The sequence below is a fragment of the Ketogulonicigenium vulgare WSH-001 genome, from assembly GCF_000223375.1.
In the GTDB taxonomy this organism is placed as follows: Bacteria; Pseudomonadota; Alphaproteobacteria; order Rhodobacterales; family Rhodobacteraceae; genus Ketogulonicigenium; species Ketogulonicigenium vulgare.
In genome coordinates this window covers 780,174-805,925 of the sequence record NC_017384.1, presented here as the reverse complement: position 1 = coordinate 805,925, position 25,752 = coordinate 780,174, and the positions used below count along the sequence as shown (strand labels likewise).

At 59.2% G+C, this 25,752-nt stretch carries 30 protein-coding genes; 14 read left to right on the top strand and 16 right to left on the bottom strand.

What is annotated here, in order from left to right; translation table 11 throughout:
- Nucleotides 1-28 precede the first annotated feature (28 nt).
- From KVU_RS04045 to KVU_RS04025, 5 genes are all read left to right on the top strand, one after another.
- Complete coding sequence (locus KVU_RS04045; protein WP_065739344.1) at nucleotides 29-883, top strand: siderophore-interacting protein; 855 nt, start codon at nucleotides 29-31, stop codon at nucleotides 881-883.
- A complete protein-coding gene (gene fepB, locus KVU_RS04040; RefSeq protein WP_013384055.1) occupies nucleotides 883-1,824 on the top strand; it encodes a Fe2+-enterobactin ABC transporter substrate-binding protein in 942 nt (313 codons plus the stop codon). The genes KVU_RS04045 and fepB overlap by 1 nt, the downstream gene beginning before the upstream one ends.
- Nucleotides 1,821-2,816 carry a FecCD family ABC transporter permease gene (locus KVU_RS04035; protein WP_014537650.1) on the top strand — a complete coding sequence of 332 codons (996 nt, stop codon included), beginning with the start codon at nucleotides 1,821-1,823 and terminating at the stop codon, nucleotides 2,814-2,816. The genes fepB and KVU_RS04035 overlap by 4 nt, the downstream gene beginning before the upstream one ends.
- A complete protein-coding gene (locus KVU_RS04030) occupies nucleotides 2,813-3,829 on the top strand; it encodes a FecCD family ABC transporter permease (RefSeq protein WP_014537649.1) in 1,017 nt (338 codons plus the stop codon). Before KVU_RS04035 ends, KVU_RS04030 begins: the two co-directional genes overlap by 4 nt.
- A gap of 219 nt (nucleotides 3,830-4,048) precedes the next feature.
- Complete coding sequence (locus tag KVU_RS04025; protein WP_156771216.1) at nucleotides 4,049-4,225, top strand: hypothetical protein; 177 nt, start codon at nucleotides 4,049-4,051, stop codon at nucleotides 4,223-4,225.
- Nucleotides 4,226-4,544: 319 nt separating this feature from the next.
- Here the strand turns inward: KVU_RS04025 and KVU_RS04020 are convergent, their stop codons facing one another.
- The gene (locus tag KVU_RS04020; protein ID WP_014537648.1) at nucleotides 4,545-4,805 is read right to left on the bottom strand and encodes a type II toxin-antitoxin system Phd/YefM family antitoxin; all 261 of its coding nucleotides are present in this window, start codon (nucleotides 4,803-4,805) and stop codon (nucleotides 4,545-4,547) included.
- Nucleotides 4,806-5,158: 353 nt separating this feature from the next.
- Here KVU_RS04020 and KVU_RS16095 point away from each other — a divergent pair, with 353 nt between their 5' ends.
- Both KVU_RS16095 and KVU_RS04015 read left to right on the top strand, forming a co-directional pair.
- Complete coding sequence (locus KVU_RS16095; protein ID WP_013384052.1) at nucleotides 5,159-5,302, top strand: hypothetical protein; 144 nt, start codon at nucleotides 5,159-5,161, stop codon at nucleotides 5,300-5,302.
- The gene (locus tag KVU_RS04015; RefSeq protein WP_013384051.1) at nucleotides 5,299-6,846 is read left to right on the top strand and encodes a recombinase family protein; all 1,548 of its coding nucleotides are present in this window, start codon (nucleotides 5,299-5,301) and stop codon (nucleotides 6,844-6,846) included. The genes KVU_RS16095 and KVU_RS04015 overlap by 4 nt, the downstream gene beginning before the upstream one ends.
- 464 nt (nucleotides 6,847-7,310) lie before the next feature.
- On the opposite strand, the gene KVU_RS04010 is transcribed toward KVU_RS04015, so the two are convergent.
- Nucleotides 7,311-9,659, bottom strand: coding sequence for an nSTAND3 domain-containing NTPase (locus KVU_RS04010; RefSeq protein WP_013384050.1), 2,349 nt, complete (start codon nucleotides 9,657-9,659; stop codon nucleotides 7,311-7,313).
- 275 nt (nucleotides 9,660-9,934) lie between these two features.
- Here KVU_RS04010 and KVU_RS04005 point away from each other — a divergent pair, with 275 nt between their 5' ends.
- Nucleotides 9,935-12,193 (top strand): AAA family ATPase, encoded by a 2,259-nt coding sequence (locus KVU_RS04005; protein ID WP_014537646.1) that lies wholly within the window; start codon nucleotides 9,935-9,937, stop codon nucleotides 12,191-12,193.
- A 323-nt stretch (nucleotides 12,194-12,516) separates the two neighbouring features.
- On the opposite strand, the gene KVU_RS04000 is transcribed toward KVU_RS04005, so the two are convergent.
- Nucleotides 12,517-13,050 (bottom strand): restriction endonuclease, encoded by a 534-nt coding sequence (locus tag KVU_RS04000; RefSeq protein ID WP_044008027.1) that lies wholly within the window; start codon nucleotides 13,048-13,050, stop codon nucleotides 12,517-12,519.
- Nucleotides 13,050-13,964: a nucleoside 2-deoxyribosyltransferase gene (locus KVU_RS03995; protein WP_148639074.1), complete on the bottom strand. Its 915-nt coding sequence runs from the start codon at nucleotides 13,962-13,964 to the stop codon at nucleotides 13,050-13,052. Before KVU_RS03995 ends, KVU_RS04000 begins: the two co-directional genes overlap by 1 nt.
- Before the next feature lie 1,190 nt (nucleotides 13,965-15,154).
- Between KVU_RS03995 and KVU_RS03990 the strand changes: the two genes are divergently transcribed.
- From KVU_RS03990 to KVU_RS03980, 3 genes are all read left to right on the top strand, one after another.
- The gene (locus tag KVU_RS03990; protein ID WP_014537645.1) at nucleotides 15,155-16,081 is read left to right on the top strand and encodes an SDR family NAD(P)-dependent oxidoreductase; all 927 of its coding nucleotides are present in this window, start codon (nucleotides 15,155-15,157) and stop codon (nucleotides 16,079-16,081) included.
- Between the two features lie 286 nt (nucleotides 16,082-16,367).
- Nucleotides 16,368-17,125 (top strand): IS5 family transposase gene (locus KVU_RS03985; RefSeq protein WP_148225652.1). Its coding sequence is split into 2 segments (ribosomal slippage): nucleotides 16,368-16,692 and nucleotides 16,692-17,125, totalling 759 coding nucleotides; the frame shifts between segments, so codons are not numbered across the junction.
- Between the two features lie 100 nt (nucleotides 17,126-17,225).
- Nucleotides 17,226-17,684 carry a sigma-70 family RNA polymerase sigma factor gene (locus tag KVU_RS03980; RefSeq protein ID WP_014537644.1) on the top strand — a complete coding sequence of 153 codons (459 nt, stop codon included), beginning with the start codon at nucleotides 17,226-17,228 and terminating at the stop codon, nucleotides 17,682-17,684.
- 190 nt (nucleotides 17,685-17,874) lie between these two features.
- Here the strand turns inward: KVU_RS03980 and KVU_RS03970 are convergent, their stop codons facing one another.
- From KVU_RS03970 to KVU_RS03960, 3 genes are read right to left on the bottom strand one after another with little or no spacing between them, the layout of a single operon-like run.
- A complete protein-coding gene (locus KVU_RS03970) occupies nucleotides 17,875-18,090 on the bottom strand; it encodes a hypothetical protein (protein ID WP_162467560.1) in 216 nt (71 codons plus the stop codon).
- Nucleotides 18,090-18,311: a hypothetical protein gene (locus tag KVU_RS03965; RefSeq protein WP_013384046.1), complete on the bottom strand. Its 222-nt coding sequence runs from the start codon at nucleotides 18,309-18,311 to the stop codon at nucleotides 18,090-18,092. The genes KVU_RS03970 and KVU_RS03965 overlap by 1 nt, the downstream gene beginning before the upstream one ends.
- Before the next feature lie 3 nt (nucleotides 18,312-18,314).
- Entirely contained in the window at nucleotides 18,315-18,857 is a 543-nt protein-coding gene (locus KVU_RS03960) for a lysozyme (RefSeq protein ID WP_013384045.1), read from the bottom strand.
- A 96-nt stretch (nucleotides 18,858-18,953) separates the two neighbouring features.
- On the opposite strand from KVU_RS03960, the gene KVU_RS03955 reads away from it, so the two are divergent.
- Nucleotides 18,954-19,202, top strand: a complete 249-nt coding sequence (locus KVU_RS03955; RefSeq protein WP_013384044.1) for a BrnT family toxin — start codon at nucleotides 18,954-18,956, stop codon at nucleotides 19,200-19,202.
- Nucleotides 19,199-19,489, top strand: coding sequence for a BrnA antitoxin family protein (locus KVU_RS03950; RefSeq protein WP_013384043.1), 291 nt, complete (start codon nucleotides 19,199-19,201; stop codon nucleotides 19,487-19,489). Before KVU_RS03955 ends, KVU_RS03950 begins: the two co-directional genes overlap by 4 nt.
- Before the next feature lie 11 nt (nucleotides 19,490-19,500).
- Here KVU_RS03950 and KVU_RS03945 read toward each other — a convergent pair whose 3' ends face one another.
- From KVU_RS03945 to KVU_RS03910, 9 genes are all read right to left on the bottom strand, one after another.
- Nucleotides 19,501-19,728 carry a hypothetical protein gene (locus tag KVU_RS03945; RefSeq protein ID WP_013384042.1) on the bottom strand — a complete coding sequence of 76 codons (228 nt, stop codon included), beginning with the start codon at nucleotides 19,726-19,728 and terminating at the stop codon, nucleotides 19,501-19,503.
- Between the two features lie 14 nt (nucleotides 19,729-19,742).
- A complete protein-coding gene (locus KVU_RS03940) occupies nucleotides 19,743-20,864 on the bottom strand; it encodes a hypothetical protein (protein WP_254660353.1) in 1,122 nt (373 codons plus the stop codon).
- Complete coding sequence (locus KVU_RS16225) at nucleotides 20,864-21,046, bottom strand: hypothetical protein (RefSeq protein WP_254660352.1); 183 nt, start codon at nucleotides 21,044-21,046, stop codon at nucleotides 20,864-20,866. The genes KVU_RS03940 and KVU_RS16225 overlap by 1 nt, the downstream gene beginning before the upstream one ends.
- The gene (locus tag KVU_RS03935; RefSeq protein ID WP_013384040.1) at nucleotides 21,046-21,309 is read right to left on the bottom strand and encodes a spike base protein, RCAP_Rcc01079 family; all 264 of its coding nucleotides are present in this window, start codon (nucleotides 21,307-21,309) and stop codon (nucleotides 21,046-21,048) included. The genes KVU_RS16225 and KVU_RS03935 overlap by 1 nt, the downstream gene beginning before the upstream one ends.
- 147 nt (nucleotides 21,310-21,456) lie before the next feature.
- Entirely contained in the window at nucleotides 21,457-21,795 is a 339-nt protein-coding gene (locus KVU_RS03930) for a DoxX family protein (protein WP_236953149.1), read from the bottom strand.
- Nucleotides 21,792-22,421 carry a TetR/AcrR family transcriptional regulator gene (locus KVU_RS03925; RefSeq protein ID WP_044008023.1) on the bottom strand — a complete coding sequence of 210 codons (630 nt, stop codon included), beginning with the start codon at nucleotides 22,419-22,421 and terminating at the stop codon, nucleotides 21,792-21,794. Before KVU_RS03925 ends, KVU_RS03930 begins: the two co-directional genes overlap by 4 nt.
- A gap of 112 nt (nucleotides 22,422-22,533) precedes the next feature.
- Complete coding sequence (locus KVU_RS03920; RefSeq protein WP_013384038.1) at nucleotides 22,534-22,797, bottom strand: hypothetical protein; 264 nt, start codon at nucleotides 22,795-22,797, stop codon at nucleotides 22,534-22,536.
- On the bottom strand, nucleotides 22,797-23,951 hold the full coding sequence (locus tag KVU_RS03915) for a hypothetical protein (RefSeq protein WP_013384037.1): 1,155 nt from the start codon (nucleotides 23,949-23,951) through the stop codon (nucleotides 22,797-22,799). Before KVU_RS03915 ends, KVU_RS03920 begins: the two co-directional genes overlap by 1 nt.
- Nucleotides 23,948-24,352, bottom strand: a complete 405-nt coding sequence (locus KVU_RS03910; protein ID WP_013384036.1) for a hypothetical protein — start codon at nucleotides 24,350-24,352, stop codon at nucleotides 23,948-23,950. The genes KVU_RS03915 and KVU_RS03910 overlap by 4 nt, the downstream gene beginning before the upstream one ends.
- 243 nt (nucleotides 24,353-24,595) lie before the next feature.
- On the opposite strand from KVU_RS03910, the gene KVU_RS03905 reads away from it, so the two are divergent.
- Nucleotides 24,596-25,720 (top strand): AI-2E family transporter, encoded by a 1,125-nt coding sequence (locus tag KVU_RS03905; protein ID WP_013384035.1) that lies wholly within the window; start codon nucleotides 24,596-24,598, stop codon nucleotides 25,718-25,720.
- The last annotated feature ends 32 nt before the right edge of the window (nucleotides 25,721-25,752 follow it).

Sequence of the window (25,752 nt, the reverse complement as noted above, 5' to 3'; positions counted from 1 at the left end):
CCCCACCATGACCGGATACGAGGCAAAGATGGCCGCAGATAAACGCGACAGCGTTGAAGACCGCAATGATACACTCAGCAAAGCCGACCATATGCGCGGGCTCGAGCGGCTTCAGATGCAGGTCCGCACGATCACCCGCCCCAATGCAATCATGCTGCGCGTCACGGGCACCATTCAATCCCAGGACACGGCCGCTTGGGCCGTCCCCAATGTCGCCGTCCGGCTAGAGGTCGCATCGCCCGAGGGCATCCGACCCACCTCTCGCGTCTATACGATTCGCCGCTTTAATGCCGCGAGCGGCACGGTGGTAATTGATTTTGTCGACCACGATGGATCAAGCCCCGCGATGGATTGGCTGCGCGCCGCCCAGCCCGGCGCGCGCATCTGGTTGACCGGCCCCCGCCCGCATTTCCTGCCCGCGCATCTATCGGGTCACCGCGCTGTGGTGCTGGCCGATGACACCGCCATCCCCGCGCTAGAGCCGATCCTTGCCATCTGGCCCGCGGGTGCCCCCGGCCTGCTGATCGTCGAGACCGCCGACCCCGCCGCCTTCACCGCGCTGAATATCCCTGCAGGGGTCGAGGCGCGGATGATCCCGCTGCAAGGCGCGGCCGGCACCACGGGCACGCTGGCCGCTGCCTTTGCCGCGATCACCGACCCGCAGATCACGCTGTGGGCCGCAGGCGAGCGGGCCGAGATGCGCACTATTCGCCAGCACGCCCAAGCCCTTGGCCTGCCGCGCGATCTAATCCGGGTCGAGGGCTATTGGAAACATGGCGTCTCCAGCTCCGAGATCGACCGCGCCCGCCTTGCCCATTACGAAAAACTGCGCGCCGCAGGTGGGGGCCTGATTGATATCGACTTTGCCGAGGAGACCTTCTGATGCTGCGCTATCTGCTGCTCGCCACCGCGCTTGCCACCCCCTTGGCCACCCCCGCCTTCGCGCAGGACTGGCCCCGCACCCTGCCGCATGAGGGCGGGGAATTGACCCTGACAGCCCCGCCCCAGCGCATCGTCTCGACCAGCCCCAGCCTGACCGGTATTTTGCTGGCGATGGATGTGCCGCTGCTGGCCAGCACCGCCGCCACGCGCACGCCTTTGACAGATGAAAACGGCTTTTTCACGCAATGGGCCGATGTGGCGGTATCGCGCGATGTTGCAGTCCTCTACCCCAATCTGACCTTTGATATCGAGGCGCTGATGATTGCCGCGCCCGATCTGATCATCGGCGCATCCACCGGCGCAGATAGCATTGTCAGCTATCTGCCCGATCTGCAGGCGATGGATATGCCGGTCTTCGTGCTGAACTACTCCAACCATAGCTGGCAGGATCTGGCCCGCCAGATTGGGGCCGCCACGGGTCACGAGGCCGGTGCCGAGGCCGCCATCGCGCGCTTTGACACCGAAATGGCCGCGATCCGCGCCCAGCTACCTGCAGGCGGCGGCCGCGTCACCGTTGTTGGCTATAATCTGGGCGGCAGCTATTCCATTGGCCGCACCGAAAGCCCGCAGGCCCGCGTGGTCGAGGCCCTTGGGTTCGACATCCTCCCCCTGCCCGAAGCGCTGCGCCCGCAGGTCAGCCGCTCGTCCGATTTCGATTTCATCTCGCATGAATATCTATCGGCGGCGATCGAGGGGGAGACCGTCTTCCTGTTCGGCGCGGATCAGTCGGGCGTCGCGGCCTTTATGGCCGATCCGGTGCTGGCGAATCTGCCTGCGGTGCAAGCGGGCCGCGTCTATGCGCTGGGGCTCAGCTCGTTCCGCGTTGATTATTACTCGGGTCTGCAAATGGCGCATCTGGTCGCCGATGCGCTAACCCAGTGAGCCGCCCTGCGATCCTGCTGACGGCACTTGCCGCGCTACTGGTGCTGGCGTTGCTGGGCATCTGCCTTGGCGCGCGGCCCATCGCGCCGGGTGACAGCCTGCGCGCGCTATTCTCGCCCGATCCGGCGAATGATCTGCATCTGGTGGTGCGGGAACTGCGCCTGCCGCGCACGCTGATCGCCGTCATGGCAGGCGCGGCGCTGGGGATGGCGGGCGCGCTGATCCAGGCAGTGACGCGCAACCCGCTGGCAGAACCCGGCCTGTTGGGCGTCAACGCGGGTGCAGGCGTCGCCGTCATCATCGCCGTCGCGTTTTTGGGGGTCAAGGGCGTCACCGCCTATGTTTGGTTCGCCTATCTTGGCGCGGGCGCTGCGGGGGCGCTGGTGTTCTTTTTGGGCCGCGCCCATACCAGCGGCGCGCACCCGCTGCGTCTGGTCCTGGCAGGCGCGGGCCTGTCGGTCGCGCTAGGGTCCCTCACCGGCATCATCGTCATCAACAGCCCGGTGCAGGTGCTGGACGATTTTCGCAACTGGTCCGCAGGCTCGGTCGAGGGGCGCAGCCTGCAGGTGGCCTTCGTCCTTGCCGCGTCGCTAGCGGCGGGCGGGCTGATCTGCTTTACGCTGGCGCGGGGGCTGAACGCGCTGATGTTGGGACAGGAGAGTGGCCGCGCATTGGGGCTGAACCCGCCGCGCATCTGGGCGCTGGCCTGCGTCGCTGTCATGCTGCTGGCGGGCGGAGCAACAGCGGCGGCGGGGCCGATCAGCTTTGTCGGCCTTGTCGCCCCGCATCTGGCCCGCAGCGTCGGGCGCGCAAACTATGGCTGGATCTTGGTCTTTTCGGCGCTGTTCGGCGCGCTACTGCTGCTAGGCGCAGATATCATCGGCCGCATGATCGCCGCGCCAGACGAGGTTGCCGCCGGCATTATCGCCATGCTGGTCGGCGGGCCGTTCTTTATCTGGGTCGCCCGTCGCTTTCGGATGGTGCGGGCATGAAACTGGTGACCCTTGGCCCCTATTCGCTGCTGCTGCGGCCTCGTGCGCTGCTGGTTGCGCTGGTGATGCTGGGCGTCCTCACGCTGATAGGTTTCGCGCTGCTGGGCACCGGGACGCTGAATGTCCCACCGCTGGATGTCGCACGCACGCTGAGCGGCCACGCCCCCGATCTGATGGCCGAACGGATCATCTGGCAGATCCGCCTGCCCCGCCTGCTCACCGCCATTCTGGTCGGCGGGGCGCTGGGTGTCGCAGGCGCGGTATTCCAGTCGATCTCGCGCAACGCACTGGGATCGCCCGATGTGATCGGGTTCACCTCTGGCGCGGCGACCGGAGCGATCGTGCAGATCATCCTGTTCAACGCGGGGCCGTGGCTGACGGCTGTCAGCGCGATGGCCAGCGGCATGGCCGTCGCGGTGATCGTGCTGCTGCTGTCGCGGCGCGATGGTGGCGGGCGGCTGGTGTTGGTCGGCATCGGTTTTGGCGCGCTGCTGGCCGGGATCAATACGGTGCTGCTGGTGATGGGTAATCTAGATCAGGCTGCCAGTGCGCAGCTGTGGCTGGCCGGATCGCTGAATATGCGCGGCTGGACGCATGTCGCGACGATTGGCGTCGGTATCGCCTGCCTGCTGCCGCCCATCCTCGCGCTGTCGCGGCAGTTGAATATTCTGGAAATGGGCGATGACACCGCCGCGCAGCTGGGCCTGCACCCCGAACGCTTGCGCCTTGTGATGGTGTTGCTGGCGGTCGGGATGACGGCCTCTGCCACTGCGATTGCCGGGCCGATTGCCTTTATCGCACTGGCTGGCCCACAGATCGCCAAGCGCCTGACCCGCGCGCCCGATGTGCCGATCATCTCAGGCGCGCTGGCAGGCGCGGTGCTGCTGGCGGCGGCCGATCTGATCAGCCAACGCTTTGCGCTTGGCGTCGCGATGCCGGTGGGGCTGACGACCGGGCTGATCGGCGGGCTTTATCTGGTGGTCTTTACCTTTCGCCGGATCGACAGGGCATAATGCCGTTTGCCGGAGGCGCGCGGCTGGCCCAAACCCCGCCAGCGCCTCGCTGTGCGATAGGCCGTGCTGCGCAAGATTGCTTTCGCTTTTGGCGCGCTCTGCGGCTATGAATGTGCGGGATATCCGCGCCAGCGATATCATCATGCCCGGCACTCATCGCGGCTTCCGCCTGCGCTTTTCCAGCGGCGGCAATACCGTCTCCGCGGCGCGGAATTGCAGGTGAGTTACAACACCGGCCGCGCCTTTGGCGGCAGCGATCAGCTGTCGTTCGATGTCGCGGTCGATAACGCGACCGGCTTCGCGCTGAAAGCCCCGATCACGCCCCGTCACACGCCATGTCACAGGCCCCTGCCCGCAAAACCTGCGCGCGGGCGACAGAGCCATCAGTACAGATGACAACCGTCATATGCGTTCAATATCTTATAGGGATAATGGCGGGCTATGCGGGACCCGGATGAGAACTATGTCTACTCCATAGCCCTCCATGGCCCTCTATAGCACGACAAAAGGCTGATCATCGGGTCCTTAGCTACAGTCGATCTGGGCGACATCATCCTGATATTGCGCCGCTGCTGGCTCCTGATTATCGCCACTTCGGCTCCGGCGTCAGCTGAGATGATCAGCTCATCTTCCGACCTCTACTAGCGCAGCATGCAAAGAACTGCTTTCGGCTCATTGAGCAGAATGGCCATCGATGCCGACGTATCGATAAACATTATCGCGGCAAGCCGGTCTCGTCGTCATAGAGAAAATCCTGGCTGCGGGCGGCAGAGACACCCGCCGACGCCTTCGCTGCACCGGACTTTCGAAACGTTTCGAAAAGAACCCGGCGATCTTTGGCGGATAGAACGGTGTGAACCGGCACGAGCCGCACGGCGGCATGACCATGGCGGGTCAGCTCCACGTCCTCGCCAGATTCGGCGCGGCGCACCAGTTCTGCCAGTTGGGTCCTTGCTTTCGTAATAGGCACTCTCATGGCGTTTCCTTTCAGGCGGTCCAATAGCCCATCTTCACACTGCAGAATGAACTGCTGAATAGTCTATTCCAAGGTGCAGCATAGGTCGTCACGCCTAAAGTCCTGTTTTGAAGAAGCGTGATTAAGAGAATGTTGCACTGACCATGATTGCCTCGCTAACCGGCATTGAGCAAATCGATAAATATCTGTAGATAATGTAATTAATAAATAGATTTTTGGCTTTAACCCTTCCTCCTTTAGACTATTCCGGCGATACGCTGGGAATGTCAAAAACTCCGCGTAAATCCCGATCCGCCTCATCCACAAACGCCAACCCTGCAGTCTCCAGCTCCAAGCGCCGTCCGAAGCACGACGTGTCCACCTGGATCGTCACGGACGACTGGCCTGATGAGGTGCCGATCACCGAAGCTGAGATCGAGGTGTTCGAGCGGTACTTCGGCGATGTCTTCGATGAGATGTTCGGCCCCATCGATCCGATCGACCGGTCAAAATCGTGATCGCCGTAGGCAGTACTGCGGCGCTGCGAGTCGCGCTTTACCTGCGCGTCTCCACGACGCGGCAGGCACAGCATGACGTCTCTATCCCCGATCAGCGTCAGCAGGGCGAAGCCTGGTGCGCCGCGCATGGGCATCAGCTTGTCGACACCTTCGTCGATGCCGGCGTGTCCGCCACCAGCGATCGCCGACCCGAGTTTCAGCGTCTGATCGAGGCAGCAAGCGGACGGCCTGCGCCGTTCGACATCATCCTCGTCCATTCCTTCAGCCGCTTCTTCCGCGATCATTTCGAGCTGGAGTTCCATATCCGCAAGCTGGCCCGCAACGGGGTCAAGCTGATCTCGATCACCCAGGCGGTGGGCGACGATCCTATGCATGTCATGATGCGCCGGGTGATGACCCTGTTCGACGAGTATCAGTCACGCGAGAACGGCAAGCATACGCTGCGGGCCATGAAGGAGAACGCGCGTCAGGGCTTCTGGAACGGAGCGCTGCCGCCGATCGGATACCGCATCGTCGAAGCCGAACGGCGCGGCGCCAAGGTAAAGAAGACACTGGCCATCGACCCCATGCATGCAGACACAGTGCGTCTGATCTACCGGCTGGCGCTGTCGGGTGATGGAACCACCGGGCCAATGGGCGTCAAGGCGATCGTCGGATATCTCAACGACCGGTCGATATTCACCCGCGACGGAGGACGCTGGGGCGTCGGCCCGATCCACGCGATACTGACCCGAACGACCTATGTGGGCCAGCACCGGTTTAACCGACGCGGCAAGGACAGGACCCGCAAAGCGGACGACGAGGTCATCACCCTCGCCGTGCCGCCGCTGATCGATCAGGCAACGTTCAACGCCGTTCAGACGCTGTTGCGCGACCGCAACCCGAAGACCCTTTTGCCGCATCTTGTCAGCAGCCCGAACATGCTGACCGGCCTGCTGCACTGCGCGCAATGCGGAGGTCTCATGACCATGCGGACCGGCAAGGCCGGGCGCTATCGCTATTATGCTTGCCAGAAGACGGCGCGCACGGACACCGCCCGATGCACCGGCATCGCGATCCCGATCGATGCGCTCGACACACTGGTCGCCCGGCACATGATGGAACGGCTACTGGATCGGAAGCGCATCGAGCGCATTCTGACGATGATTCTCGAACGCCGGCAGGCGCTGATAGCGCGGGACGGAGCTGGTCGACTCGACGAACTGAACCGATGTGCCGAGGAGGCGAAGCTCCGCCTACAAAGGTTACGAAAAGGGATAGAAATGGGCGCTCTCGACATCGATGACCCATCATTGCAGGAGCGCTTGACCTATCTTCGGGCACTACAAGCCCGAACAGCGGAGGAAACCGCGAGCCTTCAGGCTGAACTCGACCGAGCGGGCATCGTGACGGTATCGGCATCGATGCTGAGCGCGGTCATCGAGACGGCAGGCCAGCGCCTGCTTGAGCGAGGGGATGGCTTTCGGCGCGGATATGCCTCTGCCTTTACCGGGCGGATCGTTGCCGAGCCGGACAAGGTGCGAATTACGTGCACAAAGTCATGAAGGTCTCGTGCTTCATAACAGCAACGGAGGTTCTACGCAGGAATCCAGTTTTCAGCAGCCCGTGCCATCTGAAAAAGAGGCCTGCTTGAACGATCAGAAGGTCCGCAATGTTGGACCTTCCGGAACGGCAGCTTCGAGAACGCGAAGGGCGACAAGCTGCCGTTCACGCCGGCCTACGCCAGAGGCAGTAAAGCGCACCAAGATCGCTCGATGCTGCGCGCCCGCACTTCGTTCAGGCGTCCTTGGATGAGTATGCTCAACAGATTACGGTAACGTGCGAAGAGCTGGTCCCAAATTGCGTGCTTGCCCGCAGTATGGGCGGGCCAGTCCTACGAGATCCTACAATCCGTCGCCGCATCGGGTTGCCGCTAGGTGTCGTGCGCTGCCCTTGATCCACCTCGACCCTTGGCTGGGTCTATGGTGGGCTAGATACGGGAGGTCGGGCTTTCTGCTTTCTTGTGACGCTAAAACGGCAAATCGTCGCGGTCGCCCAGTTCATCGTCACCTTCCTCCGCGATTATGGCGGTGGTCGACGCACCGAGCGATCCAAACAGGCTCGCCAAAGCAGCGTCGTCGAATTTATCGCTCGGAATATCCGTGGACCCGGTGAAATTTGCTTCGATGTCGTCGGCCTCTGTTTCACGCAATTGTAAAGTTCGGTGATTGAGGGCGGCATGGGCGCGCTCGACGACGAGCGAATCTGCATCGAAACGAGCGGCGAGCGTTTCGATCGTTTTGCCCCAGTCTTCCAGCGTAGATTCCGAATCTAGATGGCCGAGATTGTCGGGTAGCTCCTCCATCATCCGGTGCGTGGCGCCTTCGATCTCAGCGAAAAGCTCGGGTGGCAGACTACCTTCATGTTCGTCGGCAGCGGCGAGGATGCGGGTGATGTCGTCCGGATCAAGATCGGTCGCGAGCAGACCGGAGACCCCGGCCTGGACAGCGTCGATCAGTTCGGAAGGCGTCGGTTCGCCCAGAGCCTGGGCTGCGCGCAGCCCAGCTAGTATCTCCGGCAGCTTCCTTCCGTCCTCCCACGCAGACAGGACGGCGCGTCCCCGGTCGGCGATCGTCTGCGCTGCCGTGATGAACGGCTCGGCGTTCGAGAGCCGCCACCAGTTCACGAGAAGGTCCATGCGGTCCGAATTCGGTAGCTCGTACATTCGAGAGCGATATGTTTCTCCCGGAATGCGCTTCCACACCTCCACCGCTACGAACCGCTCACAAAGCCGGACGAATCTGGAAACGAAGGTAGAGATCCCCTCGTTGGTAGGGTCGGGCTGCTTCATGAAGTGATCGAAGAGGTTGCGCGCACTTCGTAGCGTGGGAACGCCGTCGGCCAGCACGGACAACAACGCCTTGTCACTCAGGTAACGCGCAAGATAGTCCCGTACCGACGGGTTGACGAAGCGCACCATCGTTCCTGAAATCACGATGAAGCTCCCTTCGACCGTACGGAGCGCACCTTCGAAATCCTTCGGATCATAGGGCACGCCGAATTTCACGCACAGAACCGGGTGAATGCCGGCGAACACTTCGTCGAGATCATCGATCTCGGAGCCGTGTTCGGACATCAGGAACAGGGCGATCAGCAGGTGCTGCGAGCGCCGAGTGATGTGGGTGCGGAACGCCTTGTCCCAGATGAGATCAGGGTCCTTGAGCGTATCGAGAAACGCTTTGGGATACCCTGCCGGATCGGTATCGGCGACCCGGTCCGCCTCGGTCATGAACTGGATGATGCGGGGGTTGTAGTGTTTGTGATCGACGATCTTCTTGATCGCTTTCTGATCGATTAGCGCTGCGATGTGCGCTTCGGGAATACCTGCCACAACCAGATGGTTGTATAGGATGCGCGCGCGAATGCGACGGGTGTAGATGCCCACATCCAGAACATAGCGCGATACGTTGAGCTTGGTATCGGACAAAGCCTCCGAGAACAGTCGCGCCTGCTCGTAAATATAAGCACGGGTTGTTAGAATGAACCGCGCACCAGGTGTTCGCCGTACCCGGCTGATAAACCGGGCGAGATCGGAGTCCTGCGTCGATAAAGCGCGCTCGTCGAGCGCGATCCTACCGAGGAAATCATCAAAGAAGAAAATCTGCCGCTTGCTGTCGTCTATCCGCGCAAACCCTTCTTCGAGATTGCGGATCGCGATGAGTTCCCACTCTTCCGCGATGTAGGCGTAGCAAAGCATTTCGGCGAGCGTAGTCTTGCCGACGCCGGGAGGACCCGAAATGATAAGGACGCGCTGACTTTCCAGAATATCTCGCCCTGATTTGAAACTCGGGTTCTCAGCATAAACCTTGAGCTTCGCCTCGATCTCCTGTTGTGTAATCGTCGTGAAGTTGTGTGAAGCTGCGTTGAGCACACGGTCGAGCATACCGGCCCCGGAGAGCCACAGCTTAACGTGACTGCGTTCGATTTCAGGATATTTGCGCAGCAGACCGTTCAAATCTTCGCATCCGAAGATGTCGTCGATCGAGCGCAAAGACGACAGCCCAATGATCTCGGCCAAGGCCGCCTTGTTGTCCGGCGTCAGCGGCCGTGATGTCGCGAGGATGTATCGGTCTGGATCGAGCCGGTTGATCGCACCGCGTTCCTTCTTCATCGCGCGAGTGAGCGCCGCCATATCCGATAGGCGATAGTGCTTTGCTTGGAGAATCACCATCTCGTCGCCGGTCGCATGTCGGCCATCGACTCCTCCATCGGGACCTGGCCCGAACGCTTCGAATCGGACGCCAAGATGGCGACCGACGAGGTCGCGTACGAGATCCTCGAAATCGGCAGGGGAGAGGGTCTCAAAACTGTAAGTCAATTAAGAATATATCCCGCACGGTGCCATCTGATCTGGGTGGTCGCTACGCGCGCCAGCCATTGGCACTGCTCCTATACGTACCGCGACGCTGTGCATATCCACATGATATCAGCCGGGATCTGACAGCAACCACCTATAGATAGCGCAAAGTAGGCTACGCTCAAAATTGTACATAGGTTACAAGAATTATGAATAATAAAGCATGGCCATAAGCACATTTCTAAAATTAGTGTGTGCCTATCCAACATATGCTGGGCCGGTATAGGAGGCGGTTTGTGTTTCTGAAAAAAATCACCACACTCAAGAGTGTTGGCAGGTTCAAGTCCGCTCGCATCAGCGGCGGTGAATATGGCCACTTCACGCTGATCTACGGCGGAAATGGGCGTGGAAAGACCACGCTTTGTGCCGTGCTTCGTTCGCTTCAGCTAAATGATCCGAAAGTGATCCTACGCCGCAAAACGTTCACGGCAACTACAGAACCCGACGTTGGGTTGTTGTTCGACACCGGCCTCTCTCGCTTTTCGGCCGGGACGTGGAGTGCACCTCAGCCCGACATTCACATTTTCGATCAGCAGTTTGTTACCGAGAATGTCCACGGCGGCGATCAGATCGACGTGGAACATCGCCGAAATTTCTATCGGATCGTCGTCGGTCCGACCGGCGTCGCGCTTGCGGAGGAGGTCGACCGGCTAGATGCAGATGCGACCGCCAAGCAATCGACCATTACAGCCGAGAAGAAAGTTCTGGAGCAGCATCTTCCGGCCGGGATGAAGCTCGATACCTTCCTGAAGCTGGCTGCGGACTCCGCAATCGACTCAAAGATCGAGGCTGCCGAGAAGGCCTTAAAGGCCGTGATGGACAGTGCTGCGATCTCGGCTCGAAAGCAATTCAGCGTACCCACGCTCCCTTCTCTGCCCGACGATTTTCTCGACCTGCTTGCCAAAGGCGTGGACGGGATTGCCGCTAATGCCTCAGCGCGCATCCAAGCCCAACTTGCGCATCACGCTTTCACCGATGCGGGCGAGGAATGGCTCTCGCAGGGTGTCCCCCACATCGTCGACGATCGCTGCCCTTTCTGCGCGAACCCGCTCGACGGCAACGCGCTGATCGAGGCCTATCGTGGATATTTCAGTGAGGCCTATGAAGATCACAAGGCCGCGATCACCGACATGGCGACCGAGCTGAACAAGGCTTTGTCATCGACCACTGCGCTGAAGGTAGAAACGGCCTTTAAGACAGTCGCGACCGATGCCGAATTCTGGGCGGCCTATTGCGATCACGGCTTCATGCCATCGGAGGCGGTCGATCGTATCAGCGAGGAGGTCGATGCGCTTTTCGTGGCTGCAAAGGCGATGCTGATGACGAAGGCGGCAGCCCCGCTCGATCCGGTCGCTTCCACTACGGGGTTCATTGAAGCGCAGGCCAAGTGGGCTGCGACGGTGGTTGAGCTTGAGGCGAGTGAAGCTACCTTCGAAGAGGCTAACCGGCATATCCAGGCCATTAAGGATGCGAACGCCGTTACCGACAAGTCGACAGCGCAATCCGCGCTTGACGCGCTCAAAGCGGTGAAGAAACGCCACACGGAGCCGGTGCTTGGGCTCGCCTCCAATTATGCGACGCTGCTCAACGAGAAGAAGACGTTAGTCGACTTGAAGGACGATAAGAAGGCAGCGCTCGACGCCTATGATGCGTCGATCCTTCGCGCTTACGAGGCCGACATCAATCAGTTTCTGGCATCGTTCGGGGCGAGCTTCCGCCTTGCGGAATGCGGCAAAAACTATGTAGGGAAGCAGCCTCAATCGACATATTGCCTGCGCTTCGACACGAGCGACGTCGACGTCATGAAGAGCAATCCGGATGATCCCGGCTTCGACACAACGATGAGTGCCGGCGACAAGAATACCTTCGCGCTCGCTTTCTTTCTGTCGCAGCTCAAACGCGACGCCGACCTCTCGAAGAAGATCGTCGTCTTCGACGACCCCTTCACGAGCCTCGACGATTTCCGCCGCGCTATGACCGCTAAGGAGATCGTGCGCACCGGAGGCACCGACAGGGCGGCGCAGGTCATCCTGCTCAGCCACGACAAGTTCTTCCTCGATGCCGTACACGGCCTCATCCACGGTGCGAACTGCACGCCGTTCCAGATCTCCACGAGCTCCGGCAGTTCGTCGATCGAACCTTGGGACATTGAGCGCGAGGTGAAGGAAGGCTATCTGCATGACCATATGCGTCTGCAGGACTTTGCCGAGGGCCGCGGCGGCTATGCGCGTGACATGCGTTTGTTGATGCGGCCGCTTCTGGAACGGTACATCCGCTACCGCTTCCCGAATCAAATTCTGGAAGGGAAGTGGTTGGGCGACATGCTCGCGATCATCAGGGATGACGCGGCACACCCACTCACCCCGCAATATGACGATCTCGATGACATAAACGGCTACACTGCACCATTCCACCACGACCCAAACACGACCTTCGACGAGGATGAAGTGAGGACCTATGCCCAGAGGACGGTGGCGATCGTTGGGGGGTGCTAGTGCCGTGAATTGGTCGGCAGGCTACGCGCGCCAACGGCAGCTTTGGTTACATGCCGGCCTGAACCGGACATTCGCCTATCGGCCCAAGAGGCACCATAGTTAGCCGCATGAATGGACAACCAATTTCTATGTCCCGGCGAGGCGTAGTGAATGTCGGAGATGTTGGCACCAGGAGAACAGGTGCAGCAATTTGATGCGAGTGGTGGTTCGGCATCTGAACGAACGGAAGGTTATGGGGTGCAGCCAAGTTAGGCAGAGAAGTTGGCGCTTGCAGTCTGGCATCTCAGTTCTTCGGCCACTCTCAATGCGACGGCTGATGTCTCCTAAAAACTCGGTAACCCCATGATGAAGGCTCCGAACTTCTTACGCAGCATTAACCCGAGTTCGTCTGTCGACGTCAGGCCCTCCAACTCCTGCCGGTTTAGGACGAGTGTCTTCAATCCGACTTGGTCGAACTCCCTTCGCAGGTGCGCATGTCCTGCGGTGCGATCCGTCTGATCTCCGGTGATGCCGTTCGAGGCAACGACAATGCCAAAATCGAGCTTGAATTGTCTGAGCTTGGAGGTGAACGCGCGCAGCGTTGCAGTATTCACCGGCGAACCCCAATTTTTACACTCGATGAGGATATTATCGGGTAGAAATGGTAGTCCCGCCGGGTGACGCTGATTATAAAGAAGTATGTCAATTTCGCAGGAAGTATCGACATCGACAGCGTTGGTAAAGAGCACGCCGACGCCATCGAACAAGCATAGCGTATCGGCCACGACCTGCTCGAGAGCATTTCCCTTCTGAGCAGTCGTGCCGCCGTCTGCTGCAGCTAAGGTGGCGGCAATCGAGCCGAGCGCTATTGCAACCATTAGCGGACGCCGTGCACGGCGCGATTTCGACTTTCGCGCAGGTATGACCCTAGGCGCGACGATTGCAGTAGGTCACGAAAAGTCTGCAGATCCAGCCAAAAAATGGTCGGCCACGCCGGTTGTGATCGCTCGGGAACGGTCTCCGACGTTATTACTAGCCCAGTACGCACGCCGCTGGTGCCCATAAAGCCTAGCAATCGCTCTTCAATCGAACGAATCGAACCGCGCTCGACGCGCCCCTTTACCTCGATTACCGCTGGATCGAGCAGCTCCGGTTCCTGCGAGCTGAGCCAAACCAGCAGATCCGGGCGGTATCGCTCGGGCGCAGCGCTCTCCGGTTGTACGACCGCCGAACCACCGGCTTGCTGGATCAGGTCGAACACTTCCTGCTCGAGCCGGGAGTCGGGCGTTGCAGGTCGGGCTCGTTGCGTCGCAGGGATGCTAGGCGGCTCTGGGGCAGACGACGAGGTCGGACTGCGCTCCTCAAAAACATTCCGATGCGGTGCTGACAAGAAGGCATCGATATGGAAGCGAAGCGCGCGCTCATCGGTTAGCTTAACATGCGCGATGGTGAATTGGCGCAGATCTACCGGCAACTTCCTAAGCGGGGACATGATCAGAAGAACAGGCTTCGCCAATGCTGCGGCGACGCCCACCTCATGTATCACCCGATAGTCGGCCCTAGTTCCGTTCAACACCCCGATGAAGAAATCGGCGTGGCGAATCGCCGCGTAGGGGTTTGCCAATTCCGAAGTGCTCGCCTTTGCCCATTCCCAGCCTATGCCGCGTGCACCTAGAATCTCCGGTAACAAGCCAAGGTTCATTCCGGCGGGTGCCGAAATGAAGCAGCTGCTGAAACTATGCCCTCTTGAACTGGCCAGCACCACACACCTTTCGAGCATTTGTCCGCTCATACCAGAGCTCCCTCCCCGTAGCATCAGATCATGGCTGCACGTGAGGTCTCACATTTGTTCCTGTTTCGCGCAAAGTGCGCTTCGGTTTCGACTATTATATTGCCCAGCAATTCCATGCGATCGCAATGGCCGAGCGAGATGAGATCGCGATTTCTCCAGCATATCTCCCAACAACTTTGCCTACTCATCGAAGAAGACGCTTATAATGCTGCTGGATCAACATGCGCGTGGTTTGCAGGTGTGGCGGTCGTTTTCCGTCCTTGAGGCTCCGAAACGAATGACAGCTATTGGGAGGTACGCCGCAGGCATCGAACGGCCGCAATGTTAGCGGAAACCGCGCTTCTACCAAACAGGATCAGCGTGCCAGAGACCACGTCCATCCTTCTTTAGCCATAGCCGCGCTGATCCAAGAGGCCACATCGCCAGTAGGTCCGCTGTGATACCACAGGAGGGAGTCGTCTTCTTCTCGCACCCAGGCCACCAGTTCCGCAGCTTGGCGTGAAGTATAGGAAACGACTGCCCCATTTGCCGCGTGCCGATGAATTCCGGCGAGTGCTGACCAAAGCTCAACGCCGCATGCGCCATCCGCTCTCACCTGTTCGCCAACGGCACGATCGATGGTAGCTTCGAATTCCTTTATCGGTCGAAGCAGGCGCTGGCTGGGCACACCCGCAAAATCGGCTTTGTCGAAAAAGGGGAAAATGAACCTCCTGCGGCTCAGCTCTATTTGATCGGGCACTTAGTTTTGTGCGGGAAACGACGGCTAACGGCGGTGTTTGGCGTTCTTAAATAGGGCCGAAACAGGAAGTATGGCGGACAGTGAGGGAGTGCGGAAGTCCATGATTTTCAAGTGCCTATCGCGGAAAACCACTTCGCTTGAGCTTGAATGATATCAATAAGTTAGCTGACCATGTGGAAAACGTCCGCGAGCATATTGCCTTTGCCTTTCACAGCATACCGCTTTCGCGAACATCTTGCGGGGCTCGCCACCAAGAAGGGCCCGCCTCCTACCGTTCGGTAAGGTCTCACGGCCGAGCGCAAATACGGAATAGCCCCTGAATTTTTTCAAGGCTGAGCCATGCCTCGAGTATTAACTGCGAGCAAATCTGCGACCAGTGTTCTTCCCCTACTCGGAACAAAAGAACTTTCACCTCGTTACCGCTCTATCTCATTCAAACGAGGAAATAGTCATGAACGACCGTTCGCTAGTAGGAAAAACGATAGTTATTACTGGTGCGTCTAGCGGCTTTGGTAAGGGTGCAGCAATAGCGCTTGCCTCAATGGGCGCTAACGTTGTTCTTGCCGCGCGCCGGACCAACTTACTGGCTGAATTGACCAGGCAGATTGGCCCCAATGCGCTCGCGGTGACAACGGACGTCAGTAAGCCAGACGACATTCAGCACCTTAAAAAAGAGGCGCTATTGCGTTTTGGTGCCATTGACGTCTGGATCAACAACGTCGGTGTAGGAGCATTGGGACTTTTCTGGGACATCCCTGTCGAGGATCACGCCCGCGTGCTCGACGTAAACATCAAGGGGCTAATCTACGGCGCGCACGCCGCCCTTAGCGAGTTCCTCACGACAGGCACGGGCACCTTGATCAACGTGGGATCCATCGACAGCGAAGTGCCGCTTGCCTACCAAGCGTCCTACGCGGCCTCTAAAGCAGCTGTATTAAGCTTAAGTCGATCATTGAACGAAGAACTTCGGCTGATTAATCAAGGCAATATCCGCGTTGCGACCATTATGCCTTGGGCTGTAGACACACCTTGGTGGATCCACGCGGCGAATTACACCGGCCATGAGCCGCGCATGGCCGCTATGGATGACCCGCAAATTGTGATTGACGCTATAGTAAGAGCCTGCATCGACCCGAAAGAGGAGATGCCAGTTGGACCAAAAGCCCATGCGTCCAATATCTCGCACAAACTCTTTCCGAATCTGACAGAACGTCTAACTGCAAATATTGCCGATAAAGAGGTGAAGAAAGCTTGGCCGGCACCACCGACCGCAGGCAGCCTGCATGAGCCAATGGATGAAGGGAGCGGCATCGATGGAGGAATTCGCAAGCGTATGAGGCTGAAAGACGAGGCACCTCATGACATCCCACCGGAATGAGCGCGCTTCCGCTGCATTTGCAATAATCTATTTATTCTCTGAACAGCGTCGTCACCCCGTGACACAGTGAGCGCACACTCGGCCAACTTACTTGGGGTTGGCTGCACGATTCTAAAGCCCAAAAAAATAGGAGACTTTAAGGCGGCTGTACTTATAGCCGCCAGTCGAAGGTCAGCGCGAGGAGAAAGCTGTGACTGTAATCACAAACGACTTAGTACGTCTAGGCTCCAGACCCATTGATTTTGGGGTTTTGGCGTGATTCAGGCTCTGTGAGGAGACCTGATCGATGAGCAATCTATATTGGCTGAGCGATGCTCAGATGGCGCGCCTTGCGCCTTTCTTTCCCAAGAGCCATGGCAAGCCCCGCGTGGACGATCGTCGCGTCCTCAGTGGCATAATATTTATCAACCGCAATGGGTTGCGGTGGTGCGATGCGCCGAAAGAATACGGCCCGGCGAAGACCCTTTACAACCGGTGGAAGCGATGGAGCGACAACGGAGTCTTCGCCCGGATCCTGGTCGGGCTGGTCACTGAGCGCGCCGAGCACGAGACGATCATGATCGACGCGACGTATTTGAAGGCACACCGCACCGCATCAAGCCTTGGGGTGAAAAAGGGGGGCGCGGGCGCCAGATCGGGCGCACCAAAGGCGGCATGAACACAAAGCTGCATGCCGTTGCTGATGCCAAGGGGCGGCCGATCGGGTTTTTCATGTCGGCTGGGCAGGTCAGCGATTATACTGGCGCGGCGGCACTGCTAAGCAGTCTGCCGAAGGCGGGGTGGCTGCTCGGAGATCGGGGTTACGATGCCGATTGGTTCAGAGATGCGTTGAAAGACAAGGGGATAAAGGTCTGCATCCCAGGCCGGAAGTCCCGCAAGAAGGCGGTGAAATACGACAAGCGGCGTTATAAACGGCGCAACCGCATCGAGATCATGTTCGGTCGCCTCAAGGACTGGCGGCGCGTGGCGACCCGATACGACCGGTGTCCAGAGACCTTCTTCTCAGCCATCATCCTCGCCGCAACCGTCATGTTCTGGCTATGAGCAAGAACGAGTCCTGAGCCTAAGCAACCCCGACTCACGACCCGACACCTTTTACGGCGAACTCGAAGAGTGGAATTCTCTCACAACCACAGATCAAATCTTGTTACTGCTTCCCAGCTTGAGAAAGCGTGGAAATGTACTTTGTCGCAATGCTAACGACGCAGACGATTTGCTTCAGGACACAATCCTACGCGCGATAGCTAAAGCCCACCAGTTCCAGCGGGGCACTAATTTGAAAGCTTGGCTATTCACTATCATGCGAAATCGGTTTTACTCCGCATGGCGAGTAACGAGCCGTGAGAGCCCAGCGGTGAGCGAAGATCGCTTACCGTCCCCTGTAGACAATTCAAATCTTAGCTATTGGAATATTAGAACAAAGGAAGTGGCTGCTGCACTTTCTCGCATCGGGCCGAAATATCGTGTGGCTCTTTTGCTTGTTACGGTTCAGGGTGAAACGTATGAAGACGCTTGCCGAATTGCAGATTGCAACATCGGAACACTTAAAAGCCGCATCAGTAGAGGTCGGGCTGCGCTCAAGCTAGAATTAGGCGAAGTCTAATTAGCGCGCTAGCTTAGCAGGTGAGCAAGAGTCCTTAGTCTACCCTTGCACATTCTATGGCCAGCATCCCGCCGCCATCCCGAATTCCTGATGACCGATCAGTGCCCGCAGTGCCTGCGGATCTTGCTCGGCCAGATAGTCCACGGTCGCACCAGCCACTTGGACCTGTCGCCAGCCTGCGCACCCTGCTTCAATCCTTGGGCCGCACGAGGCCAACACGCTTAGCGCGGTTAGCCAAGTCAACATCATCAGCGATTTGCGCATCCATCTCATCCCGTTTTTCGTCTGCATTCGCGGCAGCCTCTGCCTGCTGCTGCCGCACCGCTTCCCGGCCACTGCGCCGCCCCTGCCACCACGCGAGGACAATTGCCCCCGCCCAGATGGCAATCCCAATCAGCCAATCCATCAGGTGGCCCAACCCATGCGGCGCGCGATCTGCCACCAGACCAGTTGCAAGCCCATGAGTGCCGCGCCGATCAGACGCGCGACCGCATCGATCATAGCCGGATCTTGGGTGGCGGCATGAACAAATTCAGGCGGTGCCCCGCGCGAAATCAGCCAGACGCCACCCCACCCCAGTACGATGCGTGCCCATACGATGCTTTGTGCGATGATTTGTGCGGCCATCGGTTAGCCCTCCAATGCGTTGAGACAAAGCCGCTGCTCTGCGGCGCGGCGATTGGTCAGGCCCGCGACGGGCTGGCCGCCTGCCCGGTTCCAGCGCGGCAACTGCTGGCAAGCCGCCTGCCAGTCACCGGAATTTGCGAGGCGCGCGAGGGTCGAACCGCAGGCTGCGCCCACGCCCACGTTGTAGGCCCATGAGGTCAGCGCGACTTGGACGCCCTGTGGCTGATCAGGCAGGGCCGCCACGCAGCGCGCGAGGCCCGCGTGATAGACCGACAGAGCCTCGATCAGCATCTTCTGGCATTCGGCGCTGGTATAGCTGTCGCCCTGCTGGACGGCGCGCGTCTCGCCAAAGCAGACTGTCCACACCGGCGGGTCAGCGATGCGGTCGAGGTAAGCCTCGAGGCGCTCGCCCTCCCACGGGCCGACGAACACGGCGATAGCCGTCAGCAGACTTGCAGCCGCGCCGCCGGAAGTGGCCGCAGCGCGCTTGGGCGTTGAGAATAGAGATTGAAGCCACGCGAACAGCGCGGCGAAGATCTTTTGCATAAGCATCTCCTGAAAATGAAAAACCCCGCACGATGGCGGGAATTTTGTATCTACATATACTTGACGGCCTCACGGTTTATGCATATACATAAACGCATGATGATGATTGTCTGGGATGAACCGAAACGCGAAAGCAACCTCGAGAAACACGGGTTAGATTTCGCAGATTTGTCCGAGGAATTCTTTCTGTCCTCGGTCGTTGTCCCGGCAAAGAACGGGCGTCACATGGCGATAGGGAAGCTTGCCGACGGAACGATTGCAGTGGTCTTTGCCACACTTGGAACGCAAGGCCTGTCGGTGATTTCGATGCGCCACGCCAGCAAAAAGGAAAGGGCGATCCTATGAAAGCCAACAAGCTAACCGAGAAAGAAATCCAACGCCGGATCGCAAGCGACCCGGACGCACCCGAGGCAACAGATGACCAGCTGGCGAAGGCGAAGCCCTTCGCCGAGGCCATGCCCCAACTGGCAGAGAACCTGCGCCGCAACCTTGGCGGCCGCCCGAAATCCGACAACCCCAAAGTCGCGGTTTCGCTGCGCCTCGATCAAGACGTGATTGAGAAGTTCAAGGCCGCTGGCCCCGGCTGGCAGTCGCGCATGAACAAAGCCCTGCGCGAAGCTGCGGGGGTATGAGACTGCGCCGCTCACTCTTTGCGGCGCAGCAACTCTTTAATGTCAGTCCGCACCTCGGTCAGCAGCGAGTTGGTGGATGCCCGCGCCTCTTTGTGCGCGGCCTGATCCTCGTTGCGCTGGTGTTGAAGACGGCGCAGCTCACGGGCGTTTGCCTGCACCGATGCCTCCATACGCACCACCCACACCACCAGCGCCAGCAGGCCCGCGAATTGCGGCCAGTATTCCTTGAGCAATTGCATTCGCGTCGATCCGATCACTGCACGCGGGGCGGCGCGTTGCGATAGGGATGGTTTGCGGGCAAGCGCTCCTCGAGGCCGTGGCGCCAGTGCATGTACGCCTCGATCAGCTGGCGCGTGGCAAGATCCGGCACCACCCCCAGGGCGATGGCGCCGAGGATCGGCCCGACCCATTGGCGGTTGTTATTTGCATCAAAGCCCCGACCGATACACCAAGATGCGCTGGCGCTAACGCCGAACGACATCGACCCCATCGGCATCGGGAAAATGCCGGACGACACCTCAGCTTCAGCCGCGTTCAAACGGATCGCACTCGTCCCGGATTGCACGGCATCCGGCTGCTGGAACGACACACGCGCAAGTGCAGCCTGCCCATTACCGAGGATCTGCGTATAGATCGCACTGCCCGTTGACGTGCCACTGATGATCTCAACGCCTGTGGCAAATTCCGCGAGGACGAGCCACCACATCGGTGCAAAAGCCGCAGGCGGTTGCAGATATTGGTACTCCGGGGACTTGTCCCAGATGACGGCGGGCATACCGCGAAATGTGCCAGCACGGGGCTGATTGGCGGCTGTGGGCTGGGTGTAATCCCGCACGCCAAACTTGTCGCGCCACGCGGTGACGTAATCCGCGCCGTTGCGCTCGACTGTGGTCCGATCCTCGCCCAGCCATAGTCCACCATTGTCCTTTTGCGGCGCGGTCAGTTGGCGCTCTGGCACCCACATCTGGATCGTGTTGCTTTGCATAATGGTAATATCCGCATCTTGAGAAATCGCCGCGCCCTCCAGCGCCGCGCTGATAATGAGCTCCCGCCCAATGGCGCCGGAGATTGCCACGCCGTCCGCGAACCACTGGCCCGATAGGTTCGACCGCAGCCGCGATCCGGCATAGCCCGCACCCTGCACGATCCGAATGATCGGGCGATAATCGAGGCTGATGGCAGCGCCCTCATAGGCGGGCGTCATTTCCCAGCGCAGGCCCACCGCGCCGGGGATATCGACGCCATCGGCCTGCCACTGGCCAAAGACGCTGGATTGATAGCTGCTGCCTGCATAGCCCGGATCGCCATCGCTGACCCAGATATGCGGATCGACCCGCAGAAAGATCGCCGCGCCCTCGAGGTCGGGCGTGATCATCAGCGCACCCCCCCAAGCGCCGGGGATGGCACGCCGTCCGCATACCACTGGCCCTCGACGCTCGAGACGAGTTCTGCGCCCGCGTATCCGCTGCTGGACGCTAGCGAGATCACCGGCACCGCCCCCGCCCGCGCGCCTGCCAGCGCGGCAAGGGCGGTCAGGCCAAAGCCAAGGGCCAGCATTACCAGATTCCGACGAGGCCGGTGGCCGTGGTGCCCGAGGCCCAGACGCGCGAGACGCGCACCGGCAGCGGCACCCCCACGAGGATCGGCAGCACCACGGGATCGCCACCGCCGCGCATGGTCACCCGCACATTACCCTCTCCCAGCGCATAGAGCGCGCGCGGGACATTGGGCAGGTCATCGGTATTCGAGGGGGTAATGCTGGCGGCATTGGATGCCGGGCTGTCCATGCCTACCGCATGGTGTTGAAAGGCGTCTGCCATGGTGTTCCTCACATGAGCATGGGGCAAAAGAAAAACCCGCCACAATGGGCGGGTTTAAAAAGATCATTACTATTTCATCGCTAGTTAAAAAGCGTGAACGCTAAATAGACAAGCTGGGAATATAAATTTCCCAAATCGCGTCAGGCCTCACTCAACTGTAAACCAAACAAAGACTGACAAGCTCAGCACCACGAGCGGCGCAATGGCATGTGTGAACTCTCCATGAGCGAGCACGGTGGCCGCCGCCCCACACATGACGACTGCTGCTAAACCAGAACCAAGCTTGCGGGTTCGCAGGGAGATCAAAAGAGCTCCAGCAATCAACTCCAAAGTTCCGGTTAAATAATGGAACCAAAAAGGATAACCCCAACGGGCATAATCAGCCTGAATGGCGTCCGAAGCGAGTATGTTGCCTATTCCCCCGACAAAGAAAAAAGCGGCTAGAAGCCAAGCAAGAATAGATTTCCAGAATATGTTACGCATCATGCGTCTTTCATAAGCGCACCATGAAGGAATACGGAAACCGCCTGGCGCGCAATAGCGGCAATTTCCTCAGAATCGAGTGGTTCGCTCATGCCAGTCAACGCGTCCCGCTGCGCCTTGCTGACAAGCAGTGTCACAAACAGCTCTGCTAGGGAAGTTACGGATAAATTCGGACGAAAGTCTTCTTCTCTGGTCAAAAGCCAACGAACAAGAACAGCTACACCCGCCTCATGACCTGAAGCAGAAATCGCTCGCGACAGCTCGGGAAAACGCTGCCCTTCGGCAATCATAAGGCGATGTAGTGCAAGGGTGCGTGGCTGCAATACGATCTGCAGCAAACGTTCACCGAAGGACTGGAGTGCGCTGACCAGATCTCCTCCCGCGATTTCCATCTCACGCAGGGGTGCCGCCTGACAGTCGCAAAGTTTGGTAATTACCTCGACGAACAAACCCTGTTTGTCGCCAAAACGGTTATAGATATTCCGCCGAGACCCCCCCACCTTTTGAATCAACTCGTCAACGGAAACCCCATCCATTCCCTTCTCAAGAAACAGGTCGGTCGCAGCCTCTGTCAGAGCGAGAATACGGGTCTCACCGTGCTCTGTAAGTTGTGGCTTTGCTGTCGTCATTGATCACTCGAATCACGTGGTAACACTTAGTACCAAATTGCATTCGATATAACCACTCTTTGCATACATTCCAAACCTGTCATGGGGTTGGGAAAGGTACGATCAATGAATGCTACATATTTTCATCTTCACCCTCCGGCCACTCGACGACCTCGACCGCCTCGCACCCCTCCGGCACATCCATCCCCGGATAGGCGGGGATCGCCCATGTGCCCGGCGTGGCGGTCTCGCGCGGTTCTGCCCAGCGGGCGGTGACGCGGGCCTCGGGCGCAACCTCCTGCCCGTCGCGGTATTCGGGCAGGCCGGTCACCAACGCGGTGGCTGCGGCTTCGGCGGCGATGATTGCGGTCTGCGGGCCAGTCCAATAGATCTGCATTATTGTTTCCTCGGTCCAAGAGTTTTGTAAGGGTGGTCGGCGGGCAGTTGCGCCGCCAAGCCGTTGCGATGGGCGAGACAGCCCTCGATCATCAGGCGGGTTGCCTCATCGGGTTCGGACGCCAGCGCCAGCACTTCATAAACGTCGCCGAACCACGACCAGTTGTTGCCCTGCCCCCAGCCCAGCGACCACAGCGCAAGCCGATCGATGGACGGGTTCACATAGGGTTCGAACGACAGCAGCGCCTTCGGCATGGGTAAGGCACTGCTACTTGCCGCGCCGCCGTTGCGGCGATCACTTGCATTCTGCCAGTTGCCAAAGCCGCCCGGGACACGCATGCGGCGCTGATTGGTGCCATCGCCCAGCAGCGTTGCGCCGTTGCCTGCAACCGCCTCAAAGCCGGTGCCATACTGCGCGACCGCAAAGACATAGCCTGCCCTTAGCGCCGAGGTTGGCGACAGATACGTGATGCCCGTATCTGCTGGGAAGCTGATCACCGGCATATCACCGACCAGCTTGCGCATCGGCTGGTTAGCGGCGGTGCCTTGCACCAGATCGCGCAGACCAAAGCCGTCTGGGACTGCGGTGATCGCATCGCCAGCAGTCACCTGCACGCCACGCTTCGGATCCCACCAGCCCTCTTTCAAAGCGGCGGGCAGATCGGTCGGCATTAGCATCTGGATGATGTTGCTGCGCGGCGGGGCAAAGGCGATATAGCTGATCGCCGCGCCTTCATATTGGATCGCCATCGTATAGGTCTGGCCGCGCGCGCCGGGGATCGGCAGGCCGTCCGCATACCACTGCCCGCCCCCGCGCGAGGCGCGATAGACAGAGCCAGCGAAGCCCGCGCCCGAGGTGATCGAGATCTCGACCGGCTGTTGCGACAGGGCCAGATCATACTGTATCGCCGCGCCCTCATATCCAGCCGTCATCGTCCATGTCTGGGCCGTCGCCCCAAAGATCGGCACGCCGTCCGCAAACCACTGCCCGCCGGGCTGCGATGCGGCATAGATTGAGCCTCCGTAACCGCTGCCAGATGCGAGCGAGATCTGCGGCGGCGCAGCCCACATCAGCACAGATCCGCGCCGCAGCTCAGTCACATCGCGGCCCGCGATGCGCAGTGCGCGGATCTTTGCAAATTCCAATTCGATCATGTGACCCTCGCATACCAATGTAGCGGATTGGGATCGGCCGGCGGCGGCCAATTGGCTTCATCGACCAGCGTCACCGTCACCCCATGCGGCACCGGCACCCCCAGCAGATCGGCCAAAGCATAAGGGCCGGGGCCGTCGATAAAGATGCTGCCAATGACCGTGGTGCGGTCACCCTTGAGGACATAGGCCACGTCATAGATGACGCCCTGCCCCAAAGACTGCTGGAACAGCGAGGCGCTGAACGTGCCGCCCGTCACCGTCACATCGACCGGCGCGCCGGTGATGATCGCCGCGCCGCTCTTGTCCCAGCCGCGCGGGGTAAAGCGGATCAGGCTCAAATTCTGCGGCGCGCCCGCGATATCGCGCAGCTCACCCGTAACCGTTACGGTCGTGATCGCCATGACTGGCCTTTCTCTCGTTTGGGCAAAGAAAAACCCGCCACGGGGGCGGGATATTCCTGTAAAGGTGATTTTGAGGGCCAGCCATGCTGAGCAAGCGGACATCCATGGGTGTAGACAGCGCAATCATTAGGATCTGCAGAGGAGGCGCATCCGAACATAGCCTCGTTTCAGTAGAGACCGATTGCCTATTTGCTTTTCATTTGGAAAAGAGCTTGCTTTGCGTGACCAGTAGGGAGTTTCAGGATGTCGTCGCGCACCGCTCAAGGCGTTAGTTTTGTCGTCATGCTCATCATTGTGACCATCGCATTTGTTTGGCTGATGCTGCCATTTTATGGTGCTGTGTTGTGGGCCATCATCCTCGCCATCCTCTTTAATCCACTACACCGCAGATTGGTGCGAGGCTTAGGTGGCCGCAGGAGTCTAGCAGCAGCATTTAGCACTCTTGCTTGTATCTGCATCGTCGTCATTCCCGGCTCTATGGTCCTTGCGGCTTTAGCTCGTGAAGCGGGCAGCCTGTACGCACGCGTAAGCGCTCCGGATTTTGATGCGATTTCGATCTTGGAGCGAGTGCACGCCGGCATGCCTTCCTACCTCGTCGAAGCCCTGTCAGCGTTTAACCTCAGCGAATTCGACCAAATTCAGACACGTCTTACCGGCTTTCTAGGCGATGCTGCGCAAACAGTGGCCACCGGTGCTCTGAACATAGGACAGAGCACAGCGCAGCTTGTCATCGGCTTAGGCGTAATGCTCTATGTGCTCTTTTTCATGTTCAGAGATGGATCACAGCTAGCGATCATCATACGACGAGCCAGTCCGCTCACCGACTACCAGACCGAACACGTCCTTCGAAAGTTCACCACGGTTGTTAAGTATACGGTCAGAGGCAATGTCATAATCGCGGTCATTCAAGGTGCCATCGGCGGCATCACTTTTCTTCTTCTTGGTATCGAGGCTGCATTCCTATGGGGGGTGTTAATGGCAGTACTGTCACTTCTTCCGGCTGTCGGCGCATTCCTTGTTTGGTCGCCAGCAGCCGCCTATCTGTTCCTTTCAGGACAGGTAATCCAAGGTTTCATTTTGGTGGCAGTGGGCGTCGTAATTATTAGCACCATCGATAATATTCTGCGGCCTCCCCTAGTCGGTCAAGGAACCAAGTTGCCGGACTATATGGTGCTCGTTTCAACGCTGGGCGGTCTTGCACTGTTTGGTGTGAATGGGTTCGTTATAGGCCCGTTGATCGCAGCTTTGTTTGTAGCGCTATGGTCGCTTTACACAGATCAACAGTCGCGCCTACAGGGCGAGGGTACCACGGTGAGCAATGGTCAAAGTGATTTGACACGTTCACAATCTATTCAGAATGACGAGTGAAGATCCTATCTAGTGCCACCGTCAGTGCAGGC